The organism is Nostoc sp. NMS2 (genome assembly GCF_017115105.1).
Lineage (GTDB): Bacteria > Cyanobacteriota > Cyanobacteriia > Cyanobacteriales > Nostocaceae > Nostoc.
In genome coordinates this window covers 17,878-44,366 of sequence record NZ_JABXKH010000056.1, presented here as the reverse complement: position 1 = coordinate 44,366, position 26,489 = coordinate 17,878, and the positions used below count along the sequence as shown (strand labels likewise).

27 protein-coding genes are annotated in these 26,489 nt (G+C 40.0%); 14 read left to right on the top strand and 13 right to left on the bottom strand.

Going from position 1 to position 26,489, the window contains the following annotated elements; translation table 11 throughout:
* Positions 1-235: 235 nt before the first annotated feature.
* From HWQ36_RS10650 to HWQ36_RS10635, 4 genes are all read right to left on the bottom strand, one after another.
* On the bottom strand, positions 236-427 hold the full coding sequence (locus tag HWQ36_RS10650) for a YqaE/Pmp3 family membrane protein (RefSeq protein WP_292701744.1): 192 nt from the start codon (positions 425-427) through the stop codon (positions 236-238).
* Between the two features lie 129 nt (positions 428-556).
* Positions 557-955, bottom strand: coding sequence for a phage holin family protein (locus tag HWQ36_RS10645; protein ID WP_292701742.1), 399 nt, complete (start codon positions 953-955; stop codon positions 557-559).
* A gap of 201 nt (positions 956-1,156) precedes the next feature.
* A complete protein-coding gene (locus tag HWQ36_RS10640) occupies positions 1,157-1,498 on the bottom strand; it encodes a 2Fe-2S iron-sulfur cluster-binding protein (protein WP_292701740.1) in 342 nt (113 codons plus the stop codon).
* A 10-nt stretch (positions 1,499-1,508) separates the two neighbouring features.
* Positions 1,509-3,668, bottom strand: a complete 2,160-nt coding sequence (locus HWQ36_RS10635) for a Tex family protein (RefSeq protein ID WP_292701738.1) — start codon at positions 3,666-3,668, stop codon at positions 1,509-1,511.
* 555 nt (positions 3,669-4,223) lie between these two features.
* Here HWQ36_RS10635 and HWQ36_RS10630 point away from each other — a divergent pair.
* The 7 genes from HWQ36_RS10630 to HWQ36_RS10600 all read left to right on the top strand — a co-directional run bounded on the left by HWQ36_RS10630 (position 4,224) and on the right by HWQ36_RS10600 (position 12,577).
* Positions 4,224-4,478, top strand: a complete 255-nt coding sequence (locus HWQ36_RS10630; protein ID WP_292701735.1) for a hypothetical protein — start codon at positions 4,224-4,226, stop codon at positions 4,476-4,478.
* Positions 4,479-5,970: 1,492 nt separating this feature from the next.
* Positions 5,971-6,354 carry an EamA family transporter gene (locus HWQ36_RS10625; RefSeq protein WP_292701734.1) on the top strand — a complete coding sequence of 128 codons (384 nt, stop codon included), beginning with the start codon at positions 5,971-5,973 and terminating at the stop codon, positions 6,352-6,354.
* A 37-nt stretch (positions 6,355-6,391) separates the two neighbouring features.
* Positions 6,392-6,748, top strand: coding sequence for an EamA family transporter (locus tag HWQ36_RS10620; protein WP_292701731.1), 357 nt, complete (start codon positions 6,392-6,394; stop codon positions 6,746-6,748).
* A 91-nt stretch (positions 6,749-6,839) separates the two neighbouring features.
* A complete protein-coding gene (locus HWQ36_RS10615; RefSeq protein ID WP_292701729.1) occupies positions 6,840-8,144 on the top strand; it encodes an NAD(P)/FAD-dependent oxidoreductase in 1,305 nt (434 codons plus the stop codon).
* A 45-nt stretch (positions 8,145-8,189) separates the two neighbouring features.
* Positions 8,190-9,014 carry a glycosyltransferase family 2 protein gene (locus HWQ36_RS10610; RefSeq protein WP_292701727.1) on the top strand — a complete coding sequence of 275 codons (825 nt, stop codon included), beginning with the start codon at positions 8,190-8,192 and terminating at the stop codon, positions 9,012-9,014.
* Positions 9,015-9,511: 497 nt separating this feature from the next.
* Complete coding sequence (locus tag HWQ36_RS10605) at positions 9,512-10,984, top strand: TldD/PmbA family protein (protein WP_292701751.1); 1,473 nt, start codon at positions 9,512-9,514, stop codon at positions 10,982-10,984.
* 252 nt (positions 10,985-11,236) lie between these two features.
* The gene (locus HWQ36_RS10600; RefSeq protein ID WP_292701724.1) at positions 11,237-12,577 is read left to right on the top strand and encodes a TldD/PmbA family protein; all 1,341 of its coding nucleotides are present in this window, start codon (positions 11,237-11,239) and stop codon (positions 12,575-12,577) included.
* A 70-nt stretch (positions 12,578-12,647) separates the two neighbouring features.
* Here the strand turns inward: HWQ36_RS10600 and HWQ36_RS10595 are convergent, their stop codons facing one another.
* Entirely contained in the window at positions 12,648-13,088 is a 441-nt protein-coding gene (locus HWQ36_RS10595; protein WP_292701721.1) for a pentapeptide repeat-containing protein, read from the bottom strand.
* Positions 13,089-13,647: 559 nt separating this feature from the next.
* The gene (gene fetB / locus HWQ36_RS10590; RefSeq protein ID WP_292701718.1) at positions 13,648-14,424 is read right to left on the bottom strand and encodes an iron export ABC transporter permease subunit FetB; all 777 of its coding nucleotides are present in this window, start codon (positions 14,422-14,424) and stop codon (positions 13,648-13,650) included.
* 328 nt (positions 14,425-14,752) lie between these two features.
* Between fetB and HWQ36_RS10585 the strand changes: the two genes are divergently transcribed.
* On the top strand, positions 14,753-15,901 hold the full coding sequence (locus HWQ36_RS10585) for a DegT/DnrJ/EryC1/StrS family aminotransferase (protein ID WP_292701716.1): 1,149 nt from the start codon (positions 14,753-14,755) through the stop codon (positions 15,899-15,901).
* A gap of 170 nt (positions 15,902-16,071) precedes the next feature.
* Here HWQ36_RS10585 and HWQ36_RS10580 read toward each other — a convergent pair whose 3' ends face one another.
* A complete protein-coding gene (locus HWQ36_RS10580) occupies positions 16,072-16,818 on the bottom strand; it encodes a DUF561 domain-containing protein (protein WP_292701713.1) in 747 nt (248 codons plus the stop codon).
* A gap of 120 nt (positions 16,819-16,938) precedes the next feature.
* A complete protein-coding gene (locus tag HWQ36_RS10575) occupies positions 16,939-17,106 on the bottom strand; it encodes a hypothetical protein (RefSeq protein ID WP_292701710.1) in 168 nt (55 codons plus the stop codon).
* Positions 17,107-17,225: 119 nt separating this feature from the next.
* Between HWQ36_RS10575 and HWQ36_RS10570 the strand changes: the two genes are divergently transcribed.
* The gene (locus HWQ36_RS10570) at positions 17,226-18,023 is read left to right on the top strand and encodes a class I SAM-dependent methyltransferase (protein ID WP_292701707.1); all 798 of its coding nucleotides are present in this window, start codon (positions 17,226-17,228) and stop codon (positions 18,021-18,023) included.
* A 159-nt stretch (positions 18,024-18,182) separates the two neighbouring features.
* On the opposite strand, the gene HWQ36_RS10565 is transcribed toward HWQ36_RS10570, so the two are convergent.
* Together HWQ36_RS10565 and HWQ36_RS10560 are read right to left on the bottom strand one after the other, a co-directional pair.
* On the bottom strand, positions 18,183-18,725 hold the full coding sequence (locus HWQ36_RS10565) for a Uma2 family endonuclease (RefSeq protein WP_292701704.1): 543 nt from the start codon (positions 18,723-18,725) through the stop codon (positions 18,183-18,185).
* Between the two features lie 316 nt (positions 18,726-19,041).
* Positions 19,042-21,420 carry a tetratricopeptide repeat protein gene (locus HWQ36_RS10560; protein WP_292701703.1) on the bottom strand — a complete coding sequence of 793 codons (2,379 nt, stop codon included), beginning with the start codon at positions 21,418-21,420 and terminating at the stop codon, positions 19,042-19,044.
* Positions 21,421-21,795: 375 nt separating this feature from the next.
* Here HWQ36_RS10560 and HWQ36_RS10555 point away from each other — a divergent pair, with 375 nt between their 5' ends.
* Complete coding sequence (locus HWQ36_RS10555) at positions 21,796-22,068, top strand: hypothetical protein (protein WP_292701701.1); 273 nt, start codon at positions 21,796-21,798, stop codon at positions 22,066-22,068.
* 112 nt (positions 22,069-22,180) lie between these two features.
* Positions 22,181-22,408, top strand: a complete 228-nt coding sequence (locus tag HWQ36_RS10550) for a hypothetical protein (protein ID WP_292701699.1) — start codon at positions 22,181-22,183, stop codon at positions 22,406-22,408.
* Positions 22,409-22,495: 87 nt separating this feature from the next.
* On the opposite strand, the gene HWQ36_RS10545 is transcribed toward HWQ36_RS10550, so the two are convergent.
* Positions 22,496-23,353, bottom strand: coding sequence for a hypothetical protein (locus HWQ36_RS10545; RefSeq protein ID WP_292701695.1), 858 nt, complete (start codon positions 23,351-23,353; stop codon positions 22,496-22,498).
* A gap of 367 nt (positions 23,354-23,720) precedes the next feature.
* Between HWQ36_RS10545 and mnmA the strand changes: the two genes are divergently transcribed.
* The 3 genes from mnmA (at position 23,721) to HWQ36_RS10530 (ending at position 25,598) form a co-directional block, all read left to right on the top strand.
* A complete protein-coding gene (gene mnmA / locus HWQ36_RS10540; RefSeq protein WP_292701749.1) occupies positions 23,721-24,776 on the top strand; it encodes a tRNA 2-thiouridine(34) synthase MnmA in 1,056 nt (351 codons plus the stop codon).
* Between the two features lie 86 nt (positions 24,777-24,862).
* Positions 24,863-25,207 (top strand): hypothetical protein, encoded by a 345-nt coding sequence (locus tag HWQ36_RS10535; protein WP_292701693.1) that lies wholly within the window; start codon positions 24,863-24,865, stop codon positions 25,205-25,207.
* Entirely contained in the window at positions 25,200-25,598 is a 399-nt protein-coding gene (locus tag HWQ36_RS10530) for a hypothetical protein (RefSeq protein ID WP_292701690.1), read from the top strand. The genes HWQ36_RS10535 and HWQ36_RS10530 overlap by 8 nt, the downstream gene beginning before the upstream one ends.
* Positions 25,599-25,843: 245 nt before the next feature.
* On the opposite strand, the gene HWQ36_RS10525 is transcribed toward HWQ36_RS10530, so the two are convergent.
* Together HWQ36_RS10525 and HWQ36_RS10520 are read right to left on the bottom strand one after the other, a co-directional pair.
* Positions 25,844-26,179 carry a type II toxin-antitoxin system RelE/ParE family toxin gene (locus HWQ36_RS10525; protein WP_292701687.1) on the bottom strand — a complete coding sequence of 112 codons (336 nt, stop codon included), beginning with the start codon at positions 26,177-26,179 and terminating at the stop codon, positions 25,844-25,846.
* Positions 26,179-26,448, bottom strand: a complete 270-nt coding sequence (locus tag HWQ36_RS10520; protein WP_190936344.1) for a type II toxin-antitoxin system ParD family antitoxin — start codon at positions 26,446-26,448, stop codon at positions 26,179-26,181. The genes HWQ36_RS10525 and HWQ36_RS10520 overlap by 1 nt, the downstream gene beginning before the upstream one ends.
* Positions 26,449-26,489: the final 41 nt, after the last annotated feature.

The window sequence follows — 26,489 nt, the reverse complement described above, 5'->3', positions numbered from 1 at the left end:
GTTTCTGTTTTGGCTGCGGCTCTCCCAAACTCAGACCCTCTGCCATAATCCCTCTGTCAATAGGGTTTGAGACGCGCTAACCCTGCTATTTTTATTAACTGAACCGTATTGACACATAACCAATTGTCCACTAATTATGCAAGTTAAATTTGGAATTGGTAAAAAGTGAAATGGTGCGTTACGGTTAAAACCATAACGCACCATTCTTGATATTTACTAAAATTGATTTTGCGTATTAATAAATACCACTTTCTCGATTCAGTTGTTCATCATGCTTGGCAATTACCCAAATTGCATGAATACTACCGGGTAGCCAACCTAAAACTGTGAGCAGAATGTTAATAAACAATGTTGGGCCTACTCCAACTGTCAAGAAAACGCCTAAAGGAGGCACTAAAAAACCTAGAAGATAACGAACTAATTTCATGATTTTGTTGTATTTTTGTGACTTTGTTTAGTTACATTCTTTGAAGATGCCGATTTAGTAAATCCACCTTCGGATATTTTCTTTGGAGTAGAAAAATGATGAAATTACTATTTCTACTCCCTTTAATATTTATCTAGAAGGTAATTCATTTTGGCTTTTTACATCACCACTGCCGGTTAAAAGATTTTTTTCAACAAAGTAGTTGTTAATGAAAGTGTTAGCAAAGGTTAGAATCACTGGCCCAAGAAGGAAACCAATAATTCCACTAACTGAGAAACCAGGAACTAGGACTGCTGCTAACCAAAAACACAAACCGTTGACGATGAGCGAAAATGCTCCAAATGAGAGAAAGTTAAGCGGTAGCGAGAGAGCAGACAGAACTGGTTTAACTGAACCGTTAATTAGACCAATTACTAAAGCGGCAATCAAAGCTGCGGGAAAATTAGCAATATTAACGCCTGGAACAACTAAATCAACAATCAACAGGCTCAAAGCTGTAGCTAGGGCGGTTAATAATGGTGTCAACATTTTTTTGACCTAATATTTTTTGTTTGTAACTTCTTATCTCATCTTTAACTATGTGCCAGACTTTCACCTCTCTTGGAAGATAGAATTTGTTTCTACCATTAGGTCTATTATTGAGAAAACTACTCGCTGTAAGGGCAATTCATGAATTGCCACTACCTAAAAATCAGCGTTTTGGCTAAAGTTTTACGTAAATCCTATAATTTAATCAGATTTTCCAGACTCAGGCTGATAGTAAAGGGCTGATTTATACAAGACTTGTTCTTGATGGGTTTCTAAAGTGCAATTAGACAAAGGGTAAGTTACACAAGTCACAACATAGCCAGCCTGTATTTCACTTGGACGCAGAAATTTTTGCTCACTTTGATTAACTTCACCGCTAATGAGTTTGGCAATACAAGCAGAACATTCGCCTTGTTTACACCCAGATGGTAGGCGGATACCAGCTTCTTCCGCCATATCTAGAATATATTGATCGTCTGGTACTGGAATGGTGCGATCTAATCCAATTGTAGGATTGATGAATCGAACTTGATAAACTGCCATCTGCTGTTTCTTATTGTTTAACTGTTTTCATCGACAAACTAATCCGCTTCAGTTTCTCGTTGATTTCTAACACCTGCACTTTAACTACTTGTCCAACTTTGACAACTTTTTTCGGATCGTCTACAAATCTATCAGTAAGTTGAGATATATGCACCAAGCCATCTTGATGTACGCCGATATCAACGAAAGCGCCGAAGTTGGCGACATTTGTCACGATTCCTTCTAGTTCCATTCCCACCTTTAAGTCCCTGATTTCCTTAATTCCTTCTCGGAAGGTGGCATACTTAAACTCAGCCCGAGGATCTCTACCTGGTTTTTCTAGTTCGCTGAGGATGTCGCGTAGTGTGGGTTCGCCGACGCTATCGGTAACGTATTTCTTCAGGTTCGTCTTTTTGAGTTTTTCGGCAATTTGTGTCACCTGATTTAATGGCACATTTAGATCGGATGCGATCGCTTCTACTACAGAATAACTCTCTGGATGCACTGCTGTATTATCCAATGGATTGTCACCGCCGCGAATCCGTAGAAAACCGGCCGCTTGTTCAAAAGCCTTTGGCCCCAACTTCGGAACTTTCAAAAGTTGGCGGCGATTTTTAAAGGCTCCATTCTGGTTCCGATAGGAGACAATGTTATTGGCAACTGTTGCCGTAATCCCAGAGACGGAAGTCAGAAGTTCTTTGGAGGCAGTATTCAAGTCTACGCCGACGTAGTTAACGCAGCTTTCTACAGTGTCATCCAATTTCTTTTTCAACAACTTCTGATCGACATCGTGCTGATATTGTCCCACACCAATGGATTTGGGATCGATTTTCACTAGTTCCGCCAAAGGGTCTTGCAAACGGCGGCCGATGCTAATCGCACCGCGCACGGTAACATCTAAATCGGGAAACTCTTCTAGTGCTACAGGACTCGCAGAATATATAGATGCGCCAGACTCATTCACCATCACCTTAACGGGTTTGCGTTCTATTGTTTGCAATACTTGCGTCACAAACTCTTCTGTCTCGCGAGAGGCTGTACCGTTACCAATGGCGATTAACTCAATCTTGTACTTTTCAATCAGATTTTTGACAGTTTGTGCAGCTTTAGTACGTTGTTCGGCCGCTTGGTGGGGAAAAACCGCTTGGTATTCCAAAAATTTCCCTGTTTGGTCGAGGACTGCAACTTTACACCCAGTTCTAAATCCAGGGTCTATCGCTAAGGTTGGTTTCATTCCGGCTGGTGCAGACAGCAGCAACTCTCGCAGATTAGTTTCAAATGTCTTGATTGATTCTATGTCTGCATAGATTTTTTTCTCAGAAATGACCTCTCCCATTAGAGAGACTTTCATCAAACGGTTAAATGCATCCTTCAACATCGCCTGATAAAAATCCCGAATTGGCCGAACTTTGGTCTTAATTTCTTTCGACTCCAGATAGTAAAGTACCGTATCTTCATCGAAAGCGATTTCAAAGCTTAAGATTTTTTCGGTTTCACCCCGACACAACGCCAGCATATTATGGGGTGCAATATTTTTTACCCTAATTTGATAGTTACGGTACATCTCAAATTTGGTTGTACCTTCGGGATAATCGTCTTTGATGCGGGATATAAATACCCCTTCTTCTAAAAGATAATCGCGGATATATGACCGCAATTCCGCTTTTTCAGCGACTTCTTCCGCTAAAATATCAGCAGCACCTTTAAGCGCCTCTTCTGCTGTTTTGACTCCCGTGGTTTCAGAAATATACTTAGCTGCTTCTTCCTCCAGTGAAGCCGTTGCAGCATTTTTGAGGTTTAGCGATTTGATGAATTCCGCCAATGGTTCGAGTCCTTTTTCTCTGGCGATAGTGGCGCGGGTGCGTCGTTTTGGTCGATAGGGTAAGTATAAATCCTCAAGTTCGGTTTTTTGTAAGCAGGATGAGATTTTGGCTTTGAGTTCATCTGTGAGTTTACCTTGTTGTGCGATCGCACTTAAAATTACCGATTTTCGTTCTTCCAGTTCTGTTAAATAAGTATATCGATCAGCCAGTTCCCGTAGTTGCACTTCATTCATTTCATCGGTGCGCTCTTTACGGTAACGTGCAATAAAGGGAATTGTTGCACCCTCCGCCAAAAGTTCCAGCGCGTTCTGCACCTGATGGGGTTTGAGGTTTATTTCAGTCGCCAGTAGTTGAGGAATGTTCAGCATTAGGTGTGTAAAATAAAAAAATGAAAATGCTACTTCTAAAGGTAATATGCTAGATCCTTATCCTGGCGCAAGGCCAAAGTTTTAAGCTCATTTACCTTATGATTGCTCACAAGAGTGTAAGCGAAATAGACAAAACCCACCTACGCAAGTAAGTTTTAAACCCTATTAATCCGCGTAGATGAAGGAGAGTTTGTATAGCATAGCGCAGCTATCCTGAGTCGGGAGAGCGCTAGAACAAGTATCACTGAAAAAATGTATAATTATACACTTAAATTTTGCTACGCATAGTGTCTGAATGCCCCCACTTTGATAGTTCATTACACGCAGTGTCTACCACAAATGAAGGGGTTATTCGTCAAGCTTTTGAGTGCTTCATCTATCGCAATAATTATTCCAATTGGTGATAAGATGCAATGTTGCGTAATCTTGATTTTCCATAACATTTATTTCGTTCGACTGTTGTGCCTAAAACCTTATTGGATGTAAAATTGACCACAATTACCAAAACAATTTGTTTGATAAGCACAATAACTTTTCGTTCAGAGGTTTGCTAAGATGCCTTTGTTTTTCTTGATACCACTGTGTACTGCTTTAGCCACAGGCTACTTATTTAAAAAGAGTACTGATGAAATTGCATATCTTGCAGGTGTATTTGCAGCCATTAGCTTGATTTTAAGTCTAGTATTGGCACCCTGGCAGATTCAGTTTGGATTGTTAATCACTGTCTTAATAATTACGAACAGACTTTTGCAGAAAAATGAGTTCAAACAAACTGAAGCTACAGGAAAAAAACCTAGAGAAATTAAATAATATCAACCACGACAAACTATTTTTTTCTCAACTTTAAACTGCTGGAAATTATCAGACACATAAACCAGTAATGTCATTGACAACAAAACTTGTTAAATTTTTCATAGGGGTCTTAAACGCCAGTTATTCAGATGATTTTTAGGTCAGAATCACCAACTGGATTCTGTTAGCGGATAGCTAGGGTTTTGCCCGTTCTGACTGCTGAATTCTGTTTTCGATAAAGTTTGATCGTAAAATTCAGAAATCGGGTTTTCTTATTTACTTGGTATCATAGATAACTCTGAGAAATATTTTTTCTAAGATGTACAAAAACTTAATATCTTCGTGGATAATATAGAAAAAACAATTCAGACTATCGATTTTCATCTATGATATTTGCGGAATTTAGTTAGTGCTTAAGTATACTACGTAATATGTGCAGTTGTCTGCACTGTTGTTCAAGGCTAATTCTGCTTTCTCAAACTCTTAACTTTACGCTTCTAGAGTCTAATATTAAATCGCTACTTCCGTGAGTTTATTAGCCAGAAAGCGCTTCATAAATGTACAAATATATTAAAAATAAAAATTCATATATGGGAAAGTTTTGATTTTATGAAGTTTTTGTTTAAGTATATTTTCGGTAAATGAATTTTTGATGAAGTGTGGCGATAAATTTGCAACACGCTTTTCTCGTGGTATTCTAGTAAGTGGTTATATGTAACAATAAATTTAGAGTAAATCTCTAGTTAAAATTACATATAATTAATTAAGAACCATAAAACAAGCCTAAGACTAAATGTAAAACATCTCAAATCTTTAAATTAACGTAAACTGTGAGTTAATCGCCAAACGCTAGTTTACATTAGCCGTTAGTCTCGTGAAAAACTCAATTTTGGCATTAAGTAAAATTCCCCACAAACCTGTAAACATTACTTTAGACTAATTCATCTCTGGATTTTCCGCAGCCAAGCAGACTTCTATTACTAATTGTGTTCCCATGTCCAAAAAAAGTACGTATATACACTTAAGCTGAGTACAAATTTTTATTAATTCGGCTTAGTTACCAGCCCAGGTTAAAGATATGTATGTAAGCTTGGAGGATAACGAAGCCTTCGATTTTCGCATATCTGCATCAACTATGACACAGATGTTGCGATCGCACTAAAAGTACTCTGGAAGCATTGGCTGATACGGAAGACTTCTGCAATTCGCATTTGGGTAAAACCAAACTGGGAATACAACCACAAGCACTCTACGCTGATAATACCGGATGCTGCAATAATACAGTAACCGTTCTACAAGTTGTATAGTATTTAGTTGCTAACTCTTGGCATAGCTTCGATGGTCATTTTGATATTAGTCACTTCAAGATAGCCTTCTTAATGTTGTTGTCTATCTAATGAAGTAGAAGTCGAATTGCACAGAAAGTGTGACCGAAATTCAGAAACATCCAAAACAATAGGCTGTCTACTGTCCGGTTCATACCTACTATCTGGATTAAGGCAAATGTACGATGAAATCTATATTGGAAATTTCAAAATTTAAAATAATTCCCTACATCATCTTGTTTGTCAGTATTCTATTTAGTATTTCTGGGCAATTGCTGATGAAATATACCATGAGTCATACAGATGAGGGACTATTTGATTGGGCATTTATTCAAAAATTAGCATTAGCTGTTAGTGTTTATTGCTTGGGAATAGTCAATTGGATACTGGCTTTGCGTTCAGTAAAATTGAGTATTGCTTATCCACTGACTAGTTTAAATTATGTTGGTATACTTTTCGGCTCACACTACTTTTTTAATGAGGTGATTACACTAACTCGAATTGCAGGAGTAATCACTATTTTTCTAGGTATTCTTTTAGTGGTTATTCCTCTGAAAAAGTCTATATAAATTTATCTATAGTAAATCCTACAAAACCTATTGAAAAATGAACATTCTTACTTGGCTGCTTTTATTGATTGTAGTTTTATTCGGAACAACGGCTAACATATCATTAAAATATGGACTTCATATTTCTAGCCCTACTAAGGAGGGTAGCACATCTATTATAAATCTTTTATTGTCTCGTTACTTTTGGATTTGGTTTATCTGCTATGCATTTATGACTATATTATGGCTATATGTATTGCGAACCATTCCTCTAAGTCAAGCATTTCCAGTTTTAGGACTAATGTATGCACTAATACCGATTGCTTCTCACTATCTTTTAAAGGAGCGAGTTGTACTTAGCCAATGGATAGGAATATCTATTATTATAACTGGTGTAGTTCTGGTTGTAAATTGATAAAAGAGCCGAAGATTGAGGTTATTGATATTATTAACAGCCTCTGAAGATAAATCTCAAAAACATAGCTACAAAAATATAAATTAAATTTATGAATATAGGTATCATTGGTGGAGGTATAACTGGTCTAGTATTAGCCCAACGTCTTGCACATCAAGGACATATAGTAACTGTCTTCGATAGTAACAAACAGCTTGGTGGGCTGACCACCTATCATGATTATGGGTTGTTTACTTGGGATCGCTTTTATCACGTTATCCTACCTTCTGATACTCATTTAATAAATTTTCTCAGAGATATTGGTCTTGGTGATAAACTGCGTTGGCATCGAAGTTTAACAGGATTTTATGACAATAAAAAATTCTATTCTATCAGTAACACTATAGAATTTCTCCGCTTTCCTCTATTTGGACTTATAGGTAAAATCAGATTAGCCTTTACTCTCCTCTATGGTTCACGCCTTAATAATTGGCGGCGCTTAGAGAAGATTTTAGTGGAAGATTGGCTATTAAAACTTGGTGGTAAAAGTACATACGAAAAGCTCTGGAAACCTTTACTTCTATCCAAATTAGGAGAGAACTATAAGCGGATATCAGCAGTTTTTATTTGGGCTTATATTAAACGACTATTTTCAGCGCGGGATTCTTCATTAAATAAAGAACAGCTTGGTTATGTCTCAGGCGGTTACAAAACTGTTTTTGACCATATAGAAAAATTAATTTATGCGGCTGGAGGTCATATCCGCACAGGGGTTGCCGTAGAATATATCGCACCTCATTCAGCCGGTGGAATGTGGGTAGAATTTCAGGGTAAAAAAGAACATTTTGATAAAGTCATTTTTACTGGCCCAGTTAATATTTTGCAACAAGTTGCTGCCAATGAACTGGTAAAAGTTTCAGACACTGGTGAAACAGTAGAATACCTGGGTGTAATCTGCATGGTATTGATTACTCGCAAAGCTTTAGTTCCTTATTACGTAGTAAATATCGCTGATAGAACTATTCCTTTTACCGGAGTCATCGGTATGAGCAACTTAATTTCTTTGCAAGAAACAGCAGGATATCATATTACATTTCTCCCAAAATATATCCTTTCCACTGACCCGTTGCTAAAACAGCCAGATGAGGAATTGCGCCAAGTATTTTTCCAGGGTATACGTTTGATGTTCCCAGAACTCAAATCAGATGACATTGTAGCAGCACACATAAATCGAGCTATTAAAGTGCAGCCACTACAAGTTTTAAATTATTCCAGCCTTGTTCCAAAAGTGAGTACTGAAAACGAAGATTTTTTCGTCGTCAATACTTCACAGTTGGTCAATGATAGCGTTAACAATAACGCAGTTGTGCGACAGGTCGATGAATTTCTCAAGAAATCAACATTGCTGAATTCTTGAAATTTGAGTAATTGGATTTCATTTTAAAAATCATCAGGAGTATTTATGAGTCTTTTTGTTCTTTTACCCGCATACAACGAGCAAGAATCAATTCGCCCCTTGTTCAAAAGGTTTCAGACATTGCAGCAAATCTCTAATATGGAGATAAAACTGATTCTTGTTGATGATGGTAGTAGTGATGCAACTGCTCAGATTGCTTTAGAAGAGTCTCAATCACTGGGGGTATTACTTAACTTAGTCCAACATCCCAAAAATGCTGGTTTAGGTGAAGCAATTAAAACAGGTTTCAGGACTTTCTTAGAAATTTCTCAAGAAGGCGATTTTTTAGCCGCAATGGATTGCGACAACACTCAACCACCAGAACTCTTAATAAAGATGTATGACACTATGATAGCTGGTAGCTATGATATTGCGATCGCATCTAGATATCGAAAAGGCTCTAAAGTCATAGGTTTATCAAAATTTAGAGAGATAATGAGTTACGGAGCTAGCTGGCTGTTTAGAATTGCAGCCCGTGTACCTGGTGTAAGAGACTATACTTGTGGTTACAGGCTGTATAACCGTAATTTTGTTAGTAAACTGGATATGTATTATGGCGACAATCTATTTACTGAAAGTGGATTTGCCTGCATGATAGATTTACTACTGAAAGCCAAAGTACTCAGGCCAAAAATTGCAGAAGTTCCAATGGTTTTGAGATATGACCAAAAGCCAACTGCCAGCAAAATGAAAATTCTGAAAACTATTACTCGAACCCTGAAGCTCTTATTTAAGAATCTATTATCCACAGGAGAAACTTCCAATTTAAGTCAGACTTTCAATGAGCAAGAAACAGCAAGAATTCCGCTCAAAATGGCAAATCGCAAATAAACCTGAGAGAGATAGTCTAGATTGCAGGAAATAAGATTGCATATTTAGTAAGAGTTAGTCGTCAGGAAATTTCTTTATTCTTACCAGAGTTAGAGCATCTTTTAGCTCGTAACTCCCTTCGTTGAGAAGAGTACTAGTTAAATACATAATATTAGGTGCATCTCATTTTGCGCCGTCATCCTCAATGGTGCGAACTTTCAAAATCTCAGCCCGCAAAGCCGGGCTTTTTTATCGAAACAATCGGGTCTAAAACCGGACTTCGTCCCGCTACGAAGACAGCCTTTTAAGGCGAAAAGTTTTTGGAGCGGGGCATAAATCCCCGTTACAAAAACGGCCTCCTGCCTTCGTTAACGACAAGCCTTTTGAAGGAGGGTTAGGGAAATCCACACTACTTTTCAAAGAATTGGTCAAGATGGTAGTTGAGTAAATTTGCTAGAGTGAACACACCAGGATTTTTCAGTCAAATCTCTGAATTACGCCAGCAGACGAGGCTACCCATGCTTACAAGTACGCTACTTCTCTCAAATCAACTTCCCACCTTACAATATTCCTCTACACCAGAGCGTTTCGATGAAACCTGGGAAGCCCCCCTGGCTACCCTCCTGGGATTAGGACGCGCCGCAGGTGCTGACTTCATCGAATTATTTTTAGAACGTCGCAACTATATTAGTTGTCTTGCAGAAGAGGATTCTATCACCAGTATTTCACCAAGTCTGTCTACAGGCGCGGGAGTCAGAGTATTTCGCGGCAAAGCCGATTGCTACGTCAGTACTAATGACCTTTCCTTTTCCGGTTTGAAAGCAGCTTTAGAAAAAGGTCTATCTATCCTGGGATTGCAATTACCTGCTCCTAAAGCTTTCATCCCAGAAATTAACCTAGAACTACTGAGAGATTACGCCACCAAAAGAGGTAAAGATGCATGGCTACCAGTGTGTAGCTCTATCCGCGAAATGGGAGAAGTCCTCCTTGATGGGACTGCTCACCTGAAGCAAAAAGCTAGCCACGTCCAATCGCGCCGTGCTACCTATTTTCGGGATTGGCAAGAAGTCTTAATCGCCGCCAGTGACGGAACTTTTGCCCGTGATATTCGCCTCACCCAGTCGGTAGGATTTAACCTATTGTGTGCTGATGGTGCTAATCGTACCTCAATTGGCGATCGCGCGGGTAATACTAGCGATGCCAATTTCTTGAGAACTTGGGATTCTCAACAAGCCGCCGAAAAAATAGCAGAATCTGCCGGCAAAATGCTCTACGCCGATTACGTAGAATCAGGTACTTACCCGATTATTATGGCCAATCACTTTGGCGGCGTAATCTTCCACGAAGCCTGTGGACACCTCCTAGAAACCACTCAAATTGAACGCAATACCACTCCTTTTGCTGACAAAAAAGGCGAAAAAATTGCCCATGAAAGTTTGACAGCCTGGGACGAAGGGCGCTCTGAAAATGCCTTCGGGACAATTGACATGGATGACGAAGGTATGCCTGCTCAAAGAACCTTATTAATTGAAAAAGGCGTTCTCAAAAACTTCTTAGCAGATAGAACAGGTTCTTCGCGTACCGGACACCCCAGAACTGGAAGTGGCCGCCGCCAAAATTATACCTATGCTGCTGCTAGCCGGATGCGTAATACTTATATTGATTCTGGCGAATATAGCACTGATGATTTATTTACCTCTGTTGATAAAGGTATTTACTGTAAGAAGATGGGTGGTGGTAGTGTTGGTGCTACAGGTCAATTTAACTTTAGTGTTGATGAAGCTTATTTGATTGAAAATGGCAAAATCACTAAACCGCTAAAGGGAGCAATTTTAATTGGTGAAGCTAAGGAAATTATGAATAAAATTTCTATGTGTTCCCAAGATTTGGAAATTGCCCCAGGTTTTTGTGGCTCTGTCAGTGGCAGTATTTACACCACAGTCGGACAACCCCACATCAAGGTTGATTCTATTACCGTCGGTGGACGATAAGAATTTTAGATTTTGGACTTCGACTCTGCTCAGTCGAACGATTTTGGATTTTGGATTTTGAATACAATCCAAAATCCAAAATGCTCAAGCTCTCGGATAATTCCGTAGGTTCAATCTAAAATTTAAAAGAACAAATTGTTTGACTGTTAATTCAGTCAGAATTATTCGAGAGAAATATAAGCAATAACATCCAAAATCTCATCTTCAAAATAGAATCCCTGCAAATCTAAAATCTAAAATCCAAAATTGACTATGCCAAATATCAATGAAATTGCAAACTCTGCCAAGGACAATGCCGAGAAGCTTGGCATTAAAAAATTTGACATTTATGGCTCAACAGTAGATGATACTAGCGTGCAAGTAGACCAAGGTGAGCCAAAACAAGTTAAAGCTTCAAATCGCTCTGGTGTTACTGTTCGTGTCTGGAATGAAGATAATACAATGGGTGTCACCAGCACCACAGATGTAGATTCCAAAGGACTGGAATTAGCTTTGAAAACTGCTTATGAAGCCAGTTTCTTTGGTGTTAAAGAAAATGTTCCTGATTTCAGTCCCGAAGCTACTGTTCCTATTGCAAATAAAGCCCAAGATAAGACACCCCAAGCACCTGTTGCTGCACTCATAGAAAGATTGTTGGTAGCTGAAAAAGAATTACTAGCGGCTCATCCAGCAATTAAAGGTGTGCCTTATAATGGTTTATCGCAAAGAGATATTGACAGGTTTTATCTAAATAGTGAAGGTGCTGTGAGAACTGAATCTCATTCCTTAGCATCAGTTTATCTTTACAGCAAAACTGAAGAAGAAGGGAAAAAACCTCGCAGTGCAGGCGCTTATAGAATCAACCAAAGTTTAGATAATCTAGACATCAATGGTTGCATCAAAGAAACCGCCGATAAAACTATCAGCCACTTGAACTATGAAAAAATCAAAACTGGTAAATATCGAGTTGTTTTCTCACCGGAAGCTTTCTTAAGTCTCTTGGGTGCTTTTTCTAACTTGTTTAACGCTCAAAGCATTTTGGATAATCAAAGCCTATCTACTCCTGATGATTTAGGTAAGCAAATTGCTTCTCCTCTGCTTTCAGTTTTTGACGATGCACTGCACCCAGCTAACGTAGGAGCAGAAACTTTTGATGGTGAAGGAACTCCGACTCGTCAGATTTCGCTAATTGAAAATGGCGTTTTAACAAGCTTTCTCCACAGTGCAGGCACTGCTAAAAGGTTGAATACCCAGCCAACAGGTAATGCCAGTATTGGTGCAAAAGTCAGCGTTAGTCCAAATTTTTATCACGTTTTTACAACAGCAACTCCTGAAGAAGAGTTAAGTTTAGACACTGCTGAAAATGTGATTTTTATCGATGATTTACAAGCTCTCCACGCAGGAGTTAAATCCTTGCAAGGTTCCTTTTCTTTGCCGTTTGATGGTTGGCTAGTTAATAAGGGTGTCAGGACAAGTATTGAGTCAGCAACTGTTGCTGGCGATTTCTTGGAACTCTTAAAGTCAATTATTTATGTAGAAAAAGAGGCTGAGTTAACGCCAGGGGGAGTTTGCCCGAAAGTCTGGGTTAATGAACTGTCAATTACCGGTGAATAAAATTTAGTAAGTGCAGAGTTAGGAGTTGAATTTAACTCTTAACTCATCACTTTGAAATCATGGCTGATCATTAATATTCACCACCAACGCTAATGGCAGTGTTAAACACATCAGCACCGCTTAAATCAATATTAGCCAAAACTGCGCCATTTACGTCAGTATTATATAAACGGGAATTACTCAAATTAACGTTGGTGAGATTGGCATTATTTAAGATAGTATCGCTGACGAATGCTTCTGTGAGATTAGCTGACTTTAAATTTGCGCCTGTTAAATCAGCACCTTCTAAATTAGCACCTTCTAAATTAGCTCCTTTTAAATTTGCATTTCTCAGGTCAACACCTATCAAATGAGCGCCTTTGAGGTTTGCTCCTGCTAAATTACATCCCAAACATGCTCTAGTTTCCAGCAAGCGCTTGACAGGGGCGGAGTTTTCTGCTTTGACGGGAATAGGAGCAGCTAAAGATAGCGTGCTGAGTAAGGCTGCTGCCGTCAAAAAAATTCGTTTCATATTTACCTCCGACACTTCTAAAAGTCATTAAATTTTTGACTTCTACGATACCAGTGTGCCAAAATTACAGAATTCTGTACTCATGCGATCGGAGGAATATATAATTTCTATGAGATTAGGTATTCTTCCATAAACTAGTCCGATAGGCTTAAAATTAAAGGTTTTTTAGCAGATATTACAAGTCCTTTGACACCGCAAGCAACGCCGAAAAATCATTTTTAAACCGCAGAGGCACAGAGAGCGCAGAGAAGGCTTTTCGCGGTTCGTTCTCTTATACCTCAAATTTAATGGAACAGACCACTAGTACCGCAAGGCGGAATTCGGAATTCGGAATTCGGAATTCGGAATTAACTGTTCGCAAGGGTTTCAGACATTCCAAATGGTAGGTTTATTTCCGCCGTGACGTACTAGTAGTCTGTCAAATTCATTTTGACGGTTAAAGAGACGCGATAAATCGCCGTCTCTACAGGGAATTTATCCGTCAATTAGTTCTTGACAGACCACTAGTCCCATTATTGATTTGGGTATCAGCTTCCTTGGCTCCTAATTGAAGACTTGTTTAACTGACTAACTGCGCGGCGGAATTGAAAAACTGACGACACAACCCTTTAGTAAGCAAAATTGTCGTCAACAAGTTAGCGAAAGCAACCATAAAGATAATTAAAATTTCGTAAGATACCGCATCCAGAGGCTTCACACCAGCTAGTAACTGTCCGGTGGTAATTCCTGGTATTGCGACCATCCCGATGAGAATCATTTGATTGAGAGTGGGGAGCAATCCGGCTCTGATAGCCTCTTTGCGATACTGGCTAACTGCTTGCTGGGGCGTTGCACCTAAGCTCAAGTGGGTTTCTATTTCGAGATGGCTGGAATTAATGGTGCTGACAAGACGATCGCCTGCGATCGCAGCTGCATTGGTAGCATTACCTAAAACTATCCCTACTAAGGGAATTATATACTGTGGTTCATACCATCTGTCTGGTTGAATAATCAAGAAGTTGGTGTAAAGCACTGTCAAGGCGGTACTAATTAAAATTGCACCCCACACCAAAGGCAACAGATGAGGAATTTTTGGAGTAATGCGATTTCGTGCGACAATCGCCGTAATTGTCAGCATGATTGCTAATAGCGCCAAAACTGCCCAAGCATTGTCTAAAGCCAAGATGAAATCTAAAATGTATCCCAATACAAGAAGTTGTAAGATGGTTCTCCCAGTAGCAAGGGCTAGGTTCAACTCTAATCCTAATTTTTCCCAGGCAGATAAACCAATGGCGATCGCCATCAATCCCACAGCAATAGCTAAATCCACGAAATCCAGCTTGATCAGATCCTGCATGGGTTCTCTATCTCCTATTATTTTCTTCTCTAAGCAGCCTACACAAGAGGAACTTTGATCCGATGTGTTGGATCTTGGTTGATATATATCATCTTCATCAATTCAAAATTCAAAAATGGTACAACCTTAACATGGCAAACTCCTAGTATGTCTACTATCTGTAAATTAAATGTGCGGTAGTCTACCGCCCCACAATTTAAGTAAAAACCCTAATAGATGCGTATCTTAGGCGATAGTCTTTTAATTGCTCCTTTTTGATTAACAATTCAATCAGCAAAAATTGACTCTCGAAGTGCATCCTTTGTATCTCCCGATAAAATGAGAACTCATGATCCAAAGTGTAAATCCCATCCCTGCCTTTGATATCAAGCAGCAATACACCACCATCGAAGCAGAAGTAAGTGCAGCCGTTTTAGAAGTTCTAGCTTCTGGCCGCTATATTGGTGGCCCCCTAATCGAAGGCTTTGAGCAACAATTTGCTGCTTATAATACTGTTACTCAATGTGTGGCTTGTAATTCTGGTACTGATGCGCTCTACTTAGCGTTACGAGTCTTGGAAATTGGTGCAGGCGATGAAGTGATTACAACGCCTTTCACCTTTATTGCGACATCTGAAGTAATTAGCGCCGTGGGTGCAAAACCTGTTTTCGTTGACATTGACGCTACTACCTTTAATTTGGATGTAGAGCAAGTAGCAGCAGCGATTACACCTAAAACTAAAGCGATTATCCCGGTTCACCTGTTTGGACAACCTGTGGATATGACATCATTGATGGCGATCGCTCAATCTCACAATTTGGCAATAATTGAAGATTGCGCTCAGTCTACAGGCGCAATGTGGGCTGATAAAAAAGTAGGAAGTATTGGACATATTGGTTGCTTTAGTTTCTACCCTACCAAAAATCTTGGTGGTTGCGGCGATGGCGGAGCAATAACGACTAACGATCCTGCGATCGCTACTAAACTGCGAATACTACGAGAGCATGGTAGTAAAGTTCGATATTTACACGAGGAAATCGGTGTAAATAGCCGCTTGGATGCTCTCCAAGCAGCCATATTGAAGATTAAGCTGCGTTATTTAGATACTTGGAACGATCGCCGCCGAGATATCGCCAACTATTATTATCAGTTCCTTAGCCAAATTCCGGGAATCGTCCCGCCTCAAGAATTACCTGGGGGTATTGGGGTATGGAATCAATATACTGTTCGCATCTCAGGCGAAGGGCGAAATGGTTCTAGCGCCAAACATCGGGATTGGGTGCGTAATCAATTGCAAGAGAAGGGCGTAAGTTCAATGATTTATTACCCCTACCCTTTACATTTGCAGCCAGTTTATCAAAATCTGGGCTATCAAATTGGAGACTTACCAATAGCAGAGCAAGCTTGCCATGAAGTCATAGCTTTGCCCATGTTCCCAGAATTGACACAGCACCAGCAAGACCAGGTGATTTATGCGTTGAAGGATTGTTTGGGGTGAGGGGAGGAGGGGAGGAGAGGGGGAAAGGGAGTAGGGAGCAGGGGGAGCGGGGGGAACAGGGGGACAAGGAGGACAAGGGGGAATTATTAAAATTAAGTCTCTCCCTTGTCTCCCCCCTCTTCCTTGTCTCCCTTGTCTCTTTTCCATGCCCAATGCCCACTCCCTACTTCTTACTTCTGAGTTAGCACTCTTGCAGTCGCCAAGGCTTCTACTAAGCCACGTACAGCCGCAATCATTGCTATTTCGCTATTGAGTTGGTTGATGGCGGAACCAACACCAACACCAGCTGCACCCGCAGCGATCGCTAATGGTGCTGTAACGTTAGAAATGCCGGAAGCACACAATACTGGTACTGACACCACACGGGATATTTCAAAAGCTGCTGCCAAGGTGGGAGCAGCTTTTTCAATTAATCCTAAAGTTCCAGGGTGAACTGGGTTACTGCTAGTACCGCCTTCGGTTTGGATAATGTCTGCTCCAGCTTTCACCAGTTCTTCTGCTAACTGTACCTGTTGATCTAGTTCCAAAATGTGGGGAACGGTGACAGATAGGGTGATTTCTGGAAGAAGAGCGCGGGTTTGCTTAGTCAGCGCTAGCACTTCCAAAGCCTTAAAGCGGCGACCTTGAGCATAGAAGGAATCGAAATTCCCGATTTCAATTAAATCAGCACCAGCTGCCACAGCTTGCACAAATTTTTCTGGCTCTACTGCTGACACACAAACTGGTAATTTTGTCAAACTTTTAGCTAATTGTACCAAAGTGCGATCGGCGGCAATGTCAACAAAAGTAGCACCGCCAAATTCCGCAGCTTTGACAGTAGCAGCAACGCTAGCAGCGTCGAAATTATTCAAGCCGCTAATCACTTTCAGAACGCGGCGGTTATTAAATGCACGTTGGAGACTAGGATGCATCGTCATGGTTAGGCTTTTGAAGCTATGAGAATTATAAATTAGGTATATTCTACCGTCCCTCAGTTGATCGGCGACTAAATAGCGATCGCAGTTGCCAAATTTTGATAGTTTTATTTTGACAAAGTTTTACCACTGAAAGCGATCGCATAAACTTTGGCTGAATGCCTCAATACGCTTCGGTTCAGGTTTTTTGATGAAAATTCTAGATCGCAAAGACGCGATAAATCTTTCGTCAAGACGAAAGACAAAATTATTGTAGAGACGGCGATTCATCGCGTCTCTTGTCTGATTCATCGCGTCTCTTGTCTTAACCGAACAGTATTGGCACAGCACTACCACAAACCATAAAGTTCAGCAGATATCTATGTGAAAATAATTAAGTCCTGTTCAGTTATTCTTTTCAGGAGGAAGATATGACTGAAGAAATAATGGCAAAATTTGACGATCAAGAAATACTTGAACTCTGGGATAATAGAGCTAAAGACTGGGATATTCAAGTTGGCGATGATGGTGACAGCAATCGAATTCTGAACTCAGATCCAGTCATCTGGAGTTTCGCTGGTAATGTTGCAGGATTGTCTGTCCTCGATGCTGGTTGTGGCACAGGATATCTAGCACGCCAGCTTTGCCTGAAAGGGTCCAGCGTAACTGGTATAGATTTTTCACCTCAAATGATAGAAATTGCCAAATTCAAAGCTAGTCAAAATAATCTAGATATAGATTTTCATTTGGATTCATGCACTGAACTAAAGTCGCTTCCAGATGAGCAATTTGATATGATCGTCTCGAATTATGTTCTCATGGATTTGCTCGATCTCGAAGGAGCAATAAGAGCATTCAATCGTGTTCTTAAGCCTAGTGGTATTGCAATCCTTGTGTTCTCACATCCTTGCTTTCCCCAAGGCAAATCGACGACTGTAAATGAGGATGGGACGGTTTTTTATGGTTGGCCTTCTTCTTATTTTGAAAGAACACAACACAACGATGAACCTTGGAACCATTTTACAACGCCATTTATCTGGTTTCACCGCCCTCTTTCCGATTACTGGAAAACTTTCAAAGCAGCAGGTTTTTCTGTAGAAGAATTTGAAGAACCAAGAATTACTCCGGAGCGATATCATCTTGCAGAAAACGACCGAAAGCTATTCAATTCCAAAACACGCCCCTTTTCGGTAGTTTTTAAACTCAAGAAAGTAATTCGTAATTCGTAATGCGTAATTCGTAATTCGTAATTCGTAATAGAGCCTCCGGCACGCTCCGCGTTAAGCGAAGCTATGCCGCAGGCTTTACGTAATTAAGTTTTGTAATGGCAATTTAGACCCCTATTTTTAAATATGGGGTTCCCTTTCTCCTGCTTTTTGATCGCTATCCTAGTCAAACTCTAAAGGCCACAAATCTGCAATTGGTACTTCCCATCCTGGTAGCAGTTCGGGAACTGTTAAAATATCGCCATCACGAAGGATTATTGCTTCTTGTCCAAGGTTGTAAACTTCAACAATTCGTTCATCTGGATTGAGCAAAATTCCTACCTTAGTTCCCAAACTCAGAAATTCTTGAATTTTGGTTCTCAAATCCTCTAAATTATCACTAGGGGACTTCACCTCTACAGTCAAATCAGGAGCCAATTGAGCAAAAGACTTAGGACTGCGACGCAAGCGTTCGGCTAAAACAAATGAAGCATCTGGTGCGCGTAAATCTGAATTTGGCAATCTGAAACCGGCGCTAGAAGCTGCTGTTCGTCCCAGTTTACGCGGTCTAACCCAGTTACGTAACTGGGCTACCATTTCAGCTGCGACTTCATCTGATTCGTATCCTGATGGACTCATAACAATAATATTACCCTGAACTAGTTCCATGCGAAAGTCGGGATGCTGTTGCTGCATTTGTTCCAAGTCTTCAAGCGTTAGGGACATAAAAACCTCTAATTATCACACGCCTTGTATCTATATTATGGAGACAACAGACCTCTTTAGGAGCCAAGTCGCAAGTCGGAAGTACAGTTTTGTAACGGGTATTTAGAGGATGTTTGAAAAGTTTTTTGGTCGGTAGCAAAACGTTTTAGATCCCCCTAAATCCCCCTTCAAAAGGGGGACTTTAATTCCGGTTCCCCCCTTTTGAAGGGGGGTTAGGGGGGATCTAGAAGTTCCTAAAATTACAGCCGACCACTTTTCAAACAACCTCTTATACTAAAGATGAAAAAATATAAGCATTAAAATCGAATATTATTGCTTATTTTTCAAAACACTCCATTGCTATTTGAACTTTCTCAACTTGCCTGGGTGCTTGCATTTCGTTAAAAAGTGCGTAGGCGTAGCCCGTCGCAGACATCGCTTGCACAAAACTTTCCCTACTTCGATCAATTTCACCCATTTTTTTATGAGTCAATGCCAACTGATAATAAGCCTCAGCTAAGTCTGATTTAGCACCAATTTTATCAAGAATTTCTATCGCTTCTGAATGATGAAAAATTGCTCTGGCAAATTCTCCCTGTTCTCGAAAAAGTTCAGCCAGACAACTTATAGCCTTAGCCTTAATTTGGGTAAAGTTGTTTTGTTCAGAATGAAATATAGCTCTTTGGCACAATTCAAAGGATTTTTTTAGATTACCTAAATTTTTATAAGTTAAGCAGAGAGTTACTAAACTATGTCCTATTCCCCATAAAGTTACTCTAGTTGATGATGACATGGCATAAAAGGCAACTTCAGCAAGACCAAAAGCATCTTCTTTGCTACCAGAGCGTGATTTTATCAAAGCTAGACAGCATTGAGCATAAGTCATATAATCATCAAGGTTGCTATTCTGTTCAGCAAGGCTACAAACAGAATTGAAACAATCTTCGGCTGCTTCTATTTCCCATAATTCAAGTTTGCAAAGCCCTGTATTAAATAAAATAGATATTTTTGTTTGTTTGACATCTAATGTGCCTAAGACTTTCCCTGATTTTTCATAACATTCTATAGCTTCTCTAATACACCCGATTATTCGATATGTATAGCCAAGTATATTGTTAAGTCTAATTAGCCTTTCTGGCGATTTTATATCATCTATTATCCGTTGAATTACAGAGAAATTTTTCTGGAGCAGTCCCAGTTGGTAAAATGAGCAACCCAAAGGCAAACCTATACTCCACTGTTTACCTCGCCCTTGTAAAATTACATCACCAGCTTGCTCAAAATCACTAATTTCTACATAGTGATAATAAGCTTCTAAAGCAGTTAAAGCATCTGTGATATTTTTGATAGCTGTAACTCGTTGCGTCCAAGATTCGGCAGCTTTTCGGTTTACTAATTCCCATTCTTCACTGACTAACCTTAACCGACTAATCGCTTCATCACGAATTACCGGATGCAGCCAGTATTGTCCTTTTTTCGCTTCTATTAAAGACAAATCTTGCAGAGATTTAATTACACGTCTACGTTTTTGTTCTGGTACATCCCAAAGCAAACATAAAACTCCCTCAATAGGTAGTGAAGGAATATCTTGATAACGATAGCATCCTAAACGACACAAGAGGCGATAGGCTTCTAAGTCATTTTCTTGAAGACGGGTAAATTGACTGGTGACTAAATCTTTTAATTCTCTTTCTATTAACAAATCTGTACAGTTTTCCTGCCAATAGGCGTGTATATCACCAGAAAAATCTGTCAATATTGCTCCTCGGAGAATTTGCATTGCTTTGGCGTTACCTCCATAAGCTCTGCACATTTCATTGAGAATAGTACAATCACAATTGATGTGGCATCTGCTAAAAAACTCTCGCCATGCTTCATCATCTAAACCTCCGAGTGGGTAAAGATAAACCTCTACGCTAGATTCCCGCAAACGCTCACGACTTGTTACTAAAGTAATTGAATGTACATCCGAGTCTGCTAATACTCTCAATAGCTCAACATAAGGACGACGATATTCTAGGAACTTGCCATTTTTATCGAGAGCAGTTTCTAGATTATCGATAAATATCCCAATTTTAGAAGTTTGTTCTCGGAGTTTGCGCCGTAGCCGTTCTAAGCTGATACCAAAGTCTCCTCCCGGTTCTTCGTTAAAGTATCGCCGTAGCCATTCTTCAACTACACTCTCTACAGGAGTAAGGTTTTGGATTTCTGTGGCCATCCACAGTTCTAGAACAAAATTAAATTTTTGACTTTTAAAATATTTGCGTGCTAATCTAGTTTTGCCAACACCACCTTCACCCTGGATGAGGATAACTTTTTCTCCCCGGCTGACTAGGGTGTGGAGTTCGGCTATTTGGCGATCGCGCCCTACAAAGTTAGAATCTAAATCTTGGGGTTTAGTCCCATTCGTTGCTAAATTTGGTATCTGGGAAGCTTTTTGCGACTGTTGGGTTGTTCTAAATCCCTGAACCACGCCTTGGAAGGTAGATTTTGAGACTTTCGAGCCTAGCACTTTGGAAAGTAAATGCCAAAGGTCTGCACCAACTGCTTTTAAATGCGCCTCTGTATAACCACGGCTGTTAGCGATATGCTGGTAAGTCCGCTTTTCATCCTCCCACAAATTACGCAAGATAATCCTTTGAGTTTTATCTAGATGTTCTCCCGTCTCAAGAAAAACCAAGTTATCTAAAAACTCTAAGGCTTCTTCTACACCCATTTCCTAACTTGATGTATCATTTGTAATTATTATAACCATATTTTTACTACTTCTTCATACTTACCATACTACAAAATACTTTTTCCTACTCGGTAGGAAAGTTACTTTATCCGACTGCAAAGCATTCTGGTCTGTATTACTCTTGTAATTAATACAGGCGAAGTTAAGTTAAGCGCCAATAATAAGGTGGTTGAGGACAGATTTTACCAGCGCTACTACTGCAAGATTAGTAAATCACAGATATTACTTGTTACCGTCCGATATTAATGACTCATGAAAGTGATGTCTACTAAACAGCAGTGGGTATTAACTAACTAGATTCTGTAGAGCGTATTTACAACTAAGTATGTAAGTCTTTATCCTACAGGAGGTTCAATGATGTTAGACAGAGATTGTCATCATGATTGCAATCAAAATCAGTGCCCTTTTGCCCAAGATACACGTAATCCTAATAGATATGTTTGTCTCAAATGTGGTGTTGAACGAGAAATAAATAAGTATTCCTCTGGTTTCGGCTCGTTTTTGCTGCTGTTGTTGAGCCTGTTTATTTCGTTTCAACTATTAGTTAGTTATGAAAAGCAAAGCAATCCACAAAGGCAGCAACAGTCTTTGAATAATTCACCCAATCAGGTAAATATCCACGTGTAAAACTAATCTTCATCCTGGGTAGGATTTCCCATTTTCCGTTTTGTAAATGAAAAATGGGAAATCAAAAAGAATATTCACTGCTAAAAAATCAGCTACTTTCGTGAGTAAAATTATGGACACCAATGAGGATACGCTTTTATTTCGCTTTGCTTCTAAGTCTTTGAAATATTTTTTGTTAGCGCTGTTTGGGATTGCGATCGCTTACGTCCTATCCAGTGGTTTAGGGATCTTACAAATCATCCCCATACTGCTGTACCTGTTACAACAGTTTTTGCTTCCCGTGGGAATTATTCTGTTGTGTTTAATTACAATAGCGGTAATTATTGAATCCCTGCGTTAAGAATTGAGGAAGTGATTCAATTTTGGATTTTAGATTTGAGACTTCTCCTTCAATCCAAAATCCAAAATTTAAAATCTAAAATCGAATTTATTTGCCGTAGTAAACCCTGGCATTTCGGTATCCTATATTTCGCAGATACTTATTCCATTCCTCAGCTTGGAATCGATCGGAGAAAGGCCCTACTGCCACGTGTGGTCCTCGTGGTTGCGTCCTTTCGAGGACTGCGCCAGATCGTCCTAAATCTTGACTAAATCGGGCTAGATTCTGCCTAATTTGTTCTGCGATCGCAGATAACTGTTCTTGAGTGGTGGGAATAGCGACATAATATCTAGAGACTTGCTTGGGAGGATTTATATTGTTGCGATCGCCTCCAAAGCCTCTATTACCTATATCTATTTCCTGTCCGTTAGCAAAGCTGAGAATCCGGGCACTATATATTCCCCGTGACTGTAACTCATTCACCCGTTGTTGGGCGTTAGATACTCTGTTAAAAACACCTGACTGAATAACATTCCTTCCTTGGTACTGGCGAATGTAAGCACTGGGTTCAATTCGGCGGATTGCTTGTAGCGTCTGGAAATCACTACTATCTACGTAAACTAAGTAGCGCTCAAAGTTCTGGTTATATTGACTAAACTGTGTAGGTTGGGGGGGCTGAAAGTTCAGATCGGATTGATTGTTTTGTAATGGTTGGGGGGGTTGAAAGTTCAGATCGGATTGATTGTCCTCCACTAGTTCTGCTGGTTGTAACTGCGGTGATGGCTGTTGACCAAAAGGAATTGGCGGTGGTGGTAAAGCTTCACCTCCTTGTTGAGCCAGTAGCATACTGTTGTGGATTTGTGCTTGTGCTGGGGTAAAGTCAGAAATCAGCACTAACCATCCTCCTACTAACAGGGGGAGAAGTCGGATAGTGGGCTTCCAACCCTCAGAACTTCGGTACAGCATCTGAAATGGGGTAAATTTACTTGGTATTCCTCTCGACATAGTACTTAGAAAGTAGTCAAAGTATTTTTAGACAATTTCCATCAGGAACTAATTAGTTCACCGTTGTAGCAACTATATAGCGTTAACGTAAAATTAGCTCATCTGCGTGGCAAAAAATACAGATGTAATTAATCTTAGATAAGGGTGATGGAGGAGTAGAGCAGGGGGAGCGGGGGAGAGAAGAATGGCTTCCCAGTTCTCTTGGATGATAACGGAGTGAAGAACAATATTTATTTGCTTCTTCATAAACTGAAGTGCTTTAGTAGCAAGGCTTTTAAGAGTGTATGCTACAATTGGACAACCACGCAGCTATCGTGTCGTGCTTTGTATGAAAAAAGTCGTCGTTGGTCTTTCTGGTGGCGTTGACAGTTCCACCGCCGCAGCTATCCTGCACCATCAGGGCTATGAAGTGATTGGTTTGACTCTTTGGCTAATGAAAGGCAAAGGTCAATGTTGCTCTGAAGGTATGATCGACGCGGCTGATCTCTGTGAACAATTGGGTGTTCCCCATCAGATTGTAGATATTCGGGATCTGTTTCAGACGCATATTGTCGATTATCTGGTGACTGGTTACAGTGCTGGAATCACGCCTTTACCTTGCTCTCAGTGCAATAAAACAGTGAAGTTTGGGCCAATGGTACAGTATGCTCATGAACAATTGGGGTGCGATCGCATCGCCACTGGTCATTATGCCCGAATTAGCTATGACGAAGCAACTGGACGTTACCAATTATTAAGGGCTGTTGACCGCAACAAAGACCAGTCATACTTCCTCTATGATTTGTCTCAAGATTTACTTGCAGCAACGATATTTCCTCTCGGCGAACTCGAAAAAACTGATACGCGCCGGATTGCGACTGAATACGGACTGAAAACTGCCGACAAGCCAGAAAGTCAAGACTTATGCTTAGTGGAAAGTAACGGTTCCATGCGGGCATTTTTGGATAAATATTTAGCTCCCAAAACAGGCGATATTGTAGATACTACAGGCAAAGTTTTAGGACAGCATGATGGTGTCCATCACTACACCATTGGCCAGCGCAAAGGTTTGGGGATTGCGGCTGCCGAACCGTTGTATGTGATTGAATTAGATGCAGCCAATAATAAAGTAGTAGTAGGCGATCGCACCAAGGTAACTCAGCCAGAATGCACTGTCGGACGGGTAAACTGGGTTTCCATTGCCCAACCATCCACCCCAATTCATGCCGAAGTGCAAATTCGCTATCGTTCAACCGCTACACCAGTGACGGTGATTCCGTTGGAAAACTCTCGTGTGCGTTTGGTGTTTGATGAACCCCAATTCAGCATCACCCCCGGACAAGCGGCGGTGTGGTACGACGGGGAAAAAGTGTTAGGTGGCGGAATTATTGAGCAATTTAGTTAATAATAACTCTTACCCTGTTTTGGCATAAACTAAAACCACCCTGTCCTGATAAACGAGGAAGGGTGGTTTTAGTTTTTAATGGATATATGTCGAAAGAACCTATCTCTGACGAGTTTTTGATAGAGTTATTAAAAAGCTATACCTCAGCAGAGGCGGCAGAGATTCAACAGTACATAAGTGAGTGGGATGCTGCTACCTATACCAGTGTTGCCCAAAGCATTTTAGACCATGCTAATAGAAAAGGAATTAACCCATTAAAGTATCTACGCAAAGCTCATAACTTTAATAAAAAAGGAGCGATCAGAGTTCCGAAAACTGGATATCGTGGAGATAGTTCAGCTGTATACCGTAAAGGCAATGAATATCTGATTGTCAGACCTGACCAATATGGTACTGAAAAGATAGTTACTTATGGAGTGAATTATGACTAAAGCAATTTTAAATCAGCAAGAATTAGTTAAGATAAATATTAGTCAATTATTAGTACAATTGACTAATATTTATCAAAATACACGCGGCGAACGACAAGAAATTTCTATTCAGTTTCCACCAGAAGATGAAGAGTTTTCACTTTTAGAAGAACTTGAACTTTTAACAGTAAATATTAGAGGGTATGCAAGTCAAATTCAAAGCACAGGTAAAATTGTCAATCAAGACCAGGCAATTGAGCAATTACAAGCTATGCAAGTTTTAAATATACCTCAGATTGCGGGTTTTTATTTTGGCAGTACTGACAATTATGAACAGATAAAGAGTTATATTAGAACGTTAGACTACTTGCGGTTACTGGTGTTGGAATATTTACAGTTTCAAAGTGACTAAAATCATTTATCTAATGCTCCTTCAAACTCTTTCAAAGCTTGTACAGTTCCTACTTGCCAAGCTCGCTCAACTGTAGTAGCAACGATTTGAGTTAGAGGGATATTTGGGAAGTTAGAACTGTTATCAGATTCGATGTAATTTCCATCTCTGATTAAATAAATCCTCAGCTTTTTACTATCGTAAATCCATAGTTCTGGAACTGCGATCGCTTATCCTAAAAGTGATGCGTAAAATACTCGTAATTATTATTCCAAGTCATTCTCTGCTAAATCTTCATCCAAGATTGTTTCAATATCTCGTCCGCCATAAATGACTCTAAGAATCTGTATACCCGAATCCGAAGGAAGATAAAAAACAAGATACTTTTTAAATCCTTTTATTGCTTGCTGTCGAACACCAGCTAAATTAGGATGAGAGAATTGACAAGATTTTCCCATTCCTGGCATTTTACCCAGTTGTTTGAAAGTTGTTTCTGCTGCTGCAAGAAACCGATCTGAAGCTTCCAAGTTATCTTCTGCAATATAAGTTGCTAATTCTATCAAATCGCGGATGACTTGCGGTCGTTTGCTTACGTCGCTCATTAACCTTGGTTTGACCCTTTATGCTTGGTGATTCTTTCTCGCACAGCTTGGCGTATATCTTCCCAATCATCAGGAGTCATCTCAGTTGCATTCCCAGAATTTAGACCTTCTAAAAGCATCGTTTCCAAACGTTCAGCCGCTTGACGCTTTTGGTCTTGGCGCACTAACTCACGGAAATATTCACTGACACTGCTGTAACCACCAGTCGCCACTTTCTCTTCTATATAAGTCCGCATCGCATCAGGGAGAGATATATTTATACTTTTCACTGGTACTGCTTCCCTAATTTTTCCTTCATAATATTATTTTA

What these genes read in the sequence shown, in the direction of transcription:
- HWQ36_RS10570 (WP_292701707.1), top strand. Translation starts at nt 17,226, where the DNA reads ATGACTGAAGAAATAATGGCAAAATTTGACGATCAAGAAATACTTGAA.
- HWQ36_RS10610 (WP_292701727.1), top strand. Translation starts at nt 8,190, where the DNA reads ATGAGTCTTTTTGTTCTTTTACCCGCATACAACGAGCAAGAATCAATT.
- HWQ36_RS10525 (WP_292701687.1), bottom strand. Translation starts at nt 26,179, where the DNA reads ATGAGCGACGTAAGCAAACGACCGCAAGTCATCCGCGATTTGATAGAA.
- HWQ36_RS10575 (WP_292701710.1), bottom strand. Translation starts at nt 17,106, where the DNA reads ATGAATCAGACAAGAGACGCGATGAATCGCCGTCTCTACAATAATTTT.
- HWQ36_RS10530 (WP_292701690.1), top strand. Translation starts at nt 25,200, where the DNA reads ATGACTAAAGCAATTTTAAATCAGCAAGAATTAGTTAAGATAAATATT.
- HWQ36_RS10635 (WP_292701738.1), bottom strand. Translation starts at nt 3,668, where the DNA reads ATGCTGAACATTCCTCAACTACTGGCGACTGAAATAAACCTCAAACCC.
- HWQ36_RS10585 (WP_292701716.1), top strand. Translation starts at nt 14,753, where the DNA reads ATGATCCAAAGTGTAAATCCCATCCCTGCCTTTGATATCAAGCAGCAA.
- HWQ36_RS10535 (WP_292701693.1), top strand. Translation starts at nt 24,863, where the DNA reads ATGTCGAAAGAACCTATCTCTGACGAGTTTTTGATAGAGTTATTAAAA.
- HWQ36_RS10595 (WP_292701721.1), bottom strand. Translation starts at nt 13,088, where the DNA reads ATGAAACGAATTTTTTTGACGGCAGCAGCCTTACTCAGCACGCTATCT.
- fetB (WP_292701718.1), bottom strand. Translation starts at nt 14,424, where the DNA reads ATGCAGGATCTGATCAAGCTGGATTTCGTGGATTTAGCTATTGCTGTG.
- HWQ36_RS10640 (WP_292701740.1), bottom strand. Translation starts at nt 1,498, where the DNA reads ATGGCAGTTTATCAAGTTCGATTCATCAATCCTACAATTGGATTAGAT.
- mnmA (WP_292701749.1), top strand. Translation starts at nt 23,721, where the DNA reads ATGAAAAAAGTCGTCGTTGGTCTTTCTGGTGGCGTTGACAGTTCCACC.
- HWQ36_RS10600 (WP_292701724.1), top strand. Translation starts at nt 11,237, where the DNA reads ATGCCAAATATCAATGAAATTGCAAACTCTGCCAAGGACAATGCCGAG.
- HWQ36_RS10555 (WP_292701701.1), top strand. Translation starts at nt 21,796, where the DNA reads ATGATGTTAGACAGAGATTGTCATCATGATTGCAATCAAAATCAGTGC.
- HWQ36_RS10560 (WP_292701703.1), bottom strand. Translation starts at nt 21,420, where the DNA reads ATGGGTGTAGAAGAAGCCTTAGAGTTTTTAGATAACTTGGTTTTTCTT.
- HWQ36_RS10550 (WP_292701699.1), top strand. Translation starts at nt 22,181, where the DNA reads ATGGACACCAATGAGGATACGCTTTTATTTCGCTTTGCTTCTAAGTCT.
- HWQ36_RS10615 (WP_292701729.1), top strand. Translation starts at nt 6,840, where the DNA reads ATGAATATAGGTATCATTGGTGGAGGTATAACTGGTCTAGTATTAGCC.
- HWQ36_RS10565 (WP_292701704.1), bottom strand. Translation starts at nt 18,725, where the DNA reads ATGTCCCTAACGCTTGAAGACTTGGAACAAATGCAGCAACAGCATCCC.
- HWQ36_RS10620 (WP_292701731.1), top strand. Translation starts at nt 6,392, where the DNA reads ATGAACATTCTTACTTGGCTGCTTTTATTGATTGTAGTTTTATTCGGA.
- HWQ36_RS10545 (WP_292701695.1), bottom strand. Translation starts at nt 23,353, where the DNA reads ATGCTGTACCGAAGTTCTGAGGGTTGGAAGCCCACTATCCGACTTCTC.
- HWQ36_RS10650 (WP_292701744.1), bottom strand. Translation starts at nt 427, where the DNA reads ATGAAATTAGTTCGTTATCTTCTAGGTTTTTTAGTGCCTCCTTTAGGC.
- HWQ36_RS10580 (WP_292701713.1), bottom strand. Translation starts at nt 16,818, where the DNA reads ATGACGATGCATCCTAGTCTCCAACGTGCATTTAATAACCGCCGCGTT.
- HWQ36_RS10645 (WP_292701742.1), bottom strand. Translation starts at nt 955, where the DNA reads ATGTTGACACCATTATTAACCGCCCTAGCTACAGCTTTGAGCCTGTTG.
- HWQ36_RS10630 (WP_292701735.1), top strand. Translation starts at nt 4,224, where the DNA reads ATGCCTTTGTTTTTCTTGATACCACTGTGTACTGCTTTAGCCACAGGC.
- HWQ36_RS10605 (WP_292701751.1), top strand. Translation starts at nt 9,512, where the DNA reads ATGCTTACAAGTACGCTACTTCTCTCAAATCAACTTCCCACCTTACAA.
- HWQ36_RS10625 (WP_292701734.1), top strand. Translation starts at nt 5,971, where the DNA reads ATGAAATCTATATTGGAAATTTCAAAATTTAAAATAATTCCCTACATC.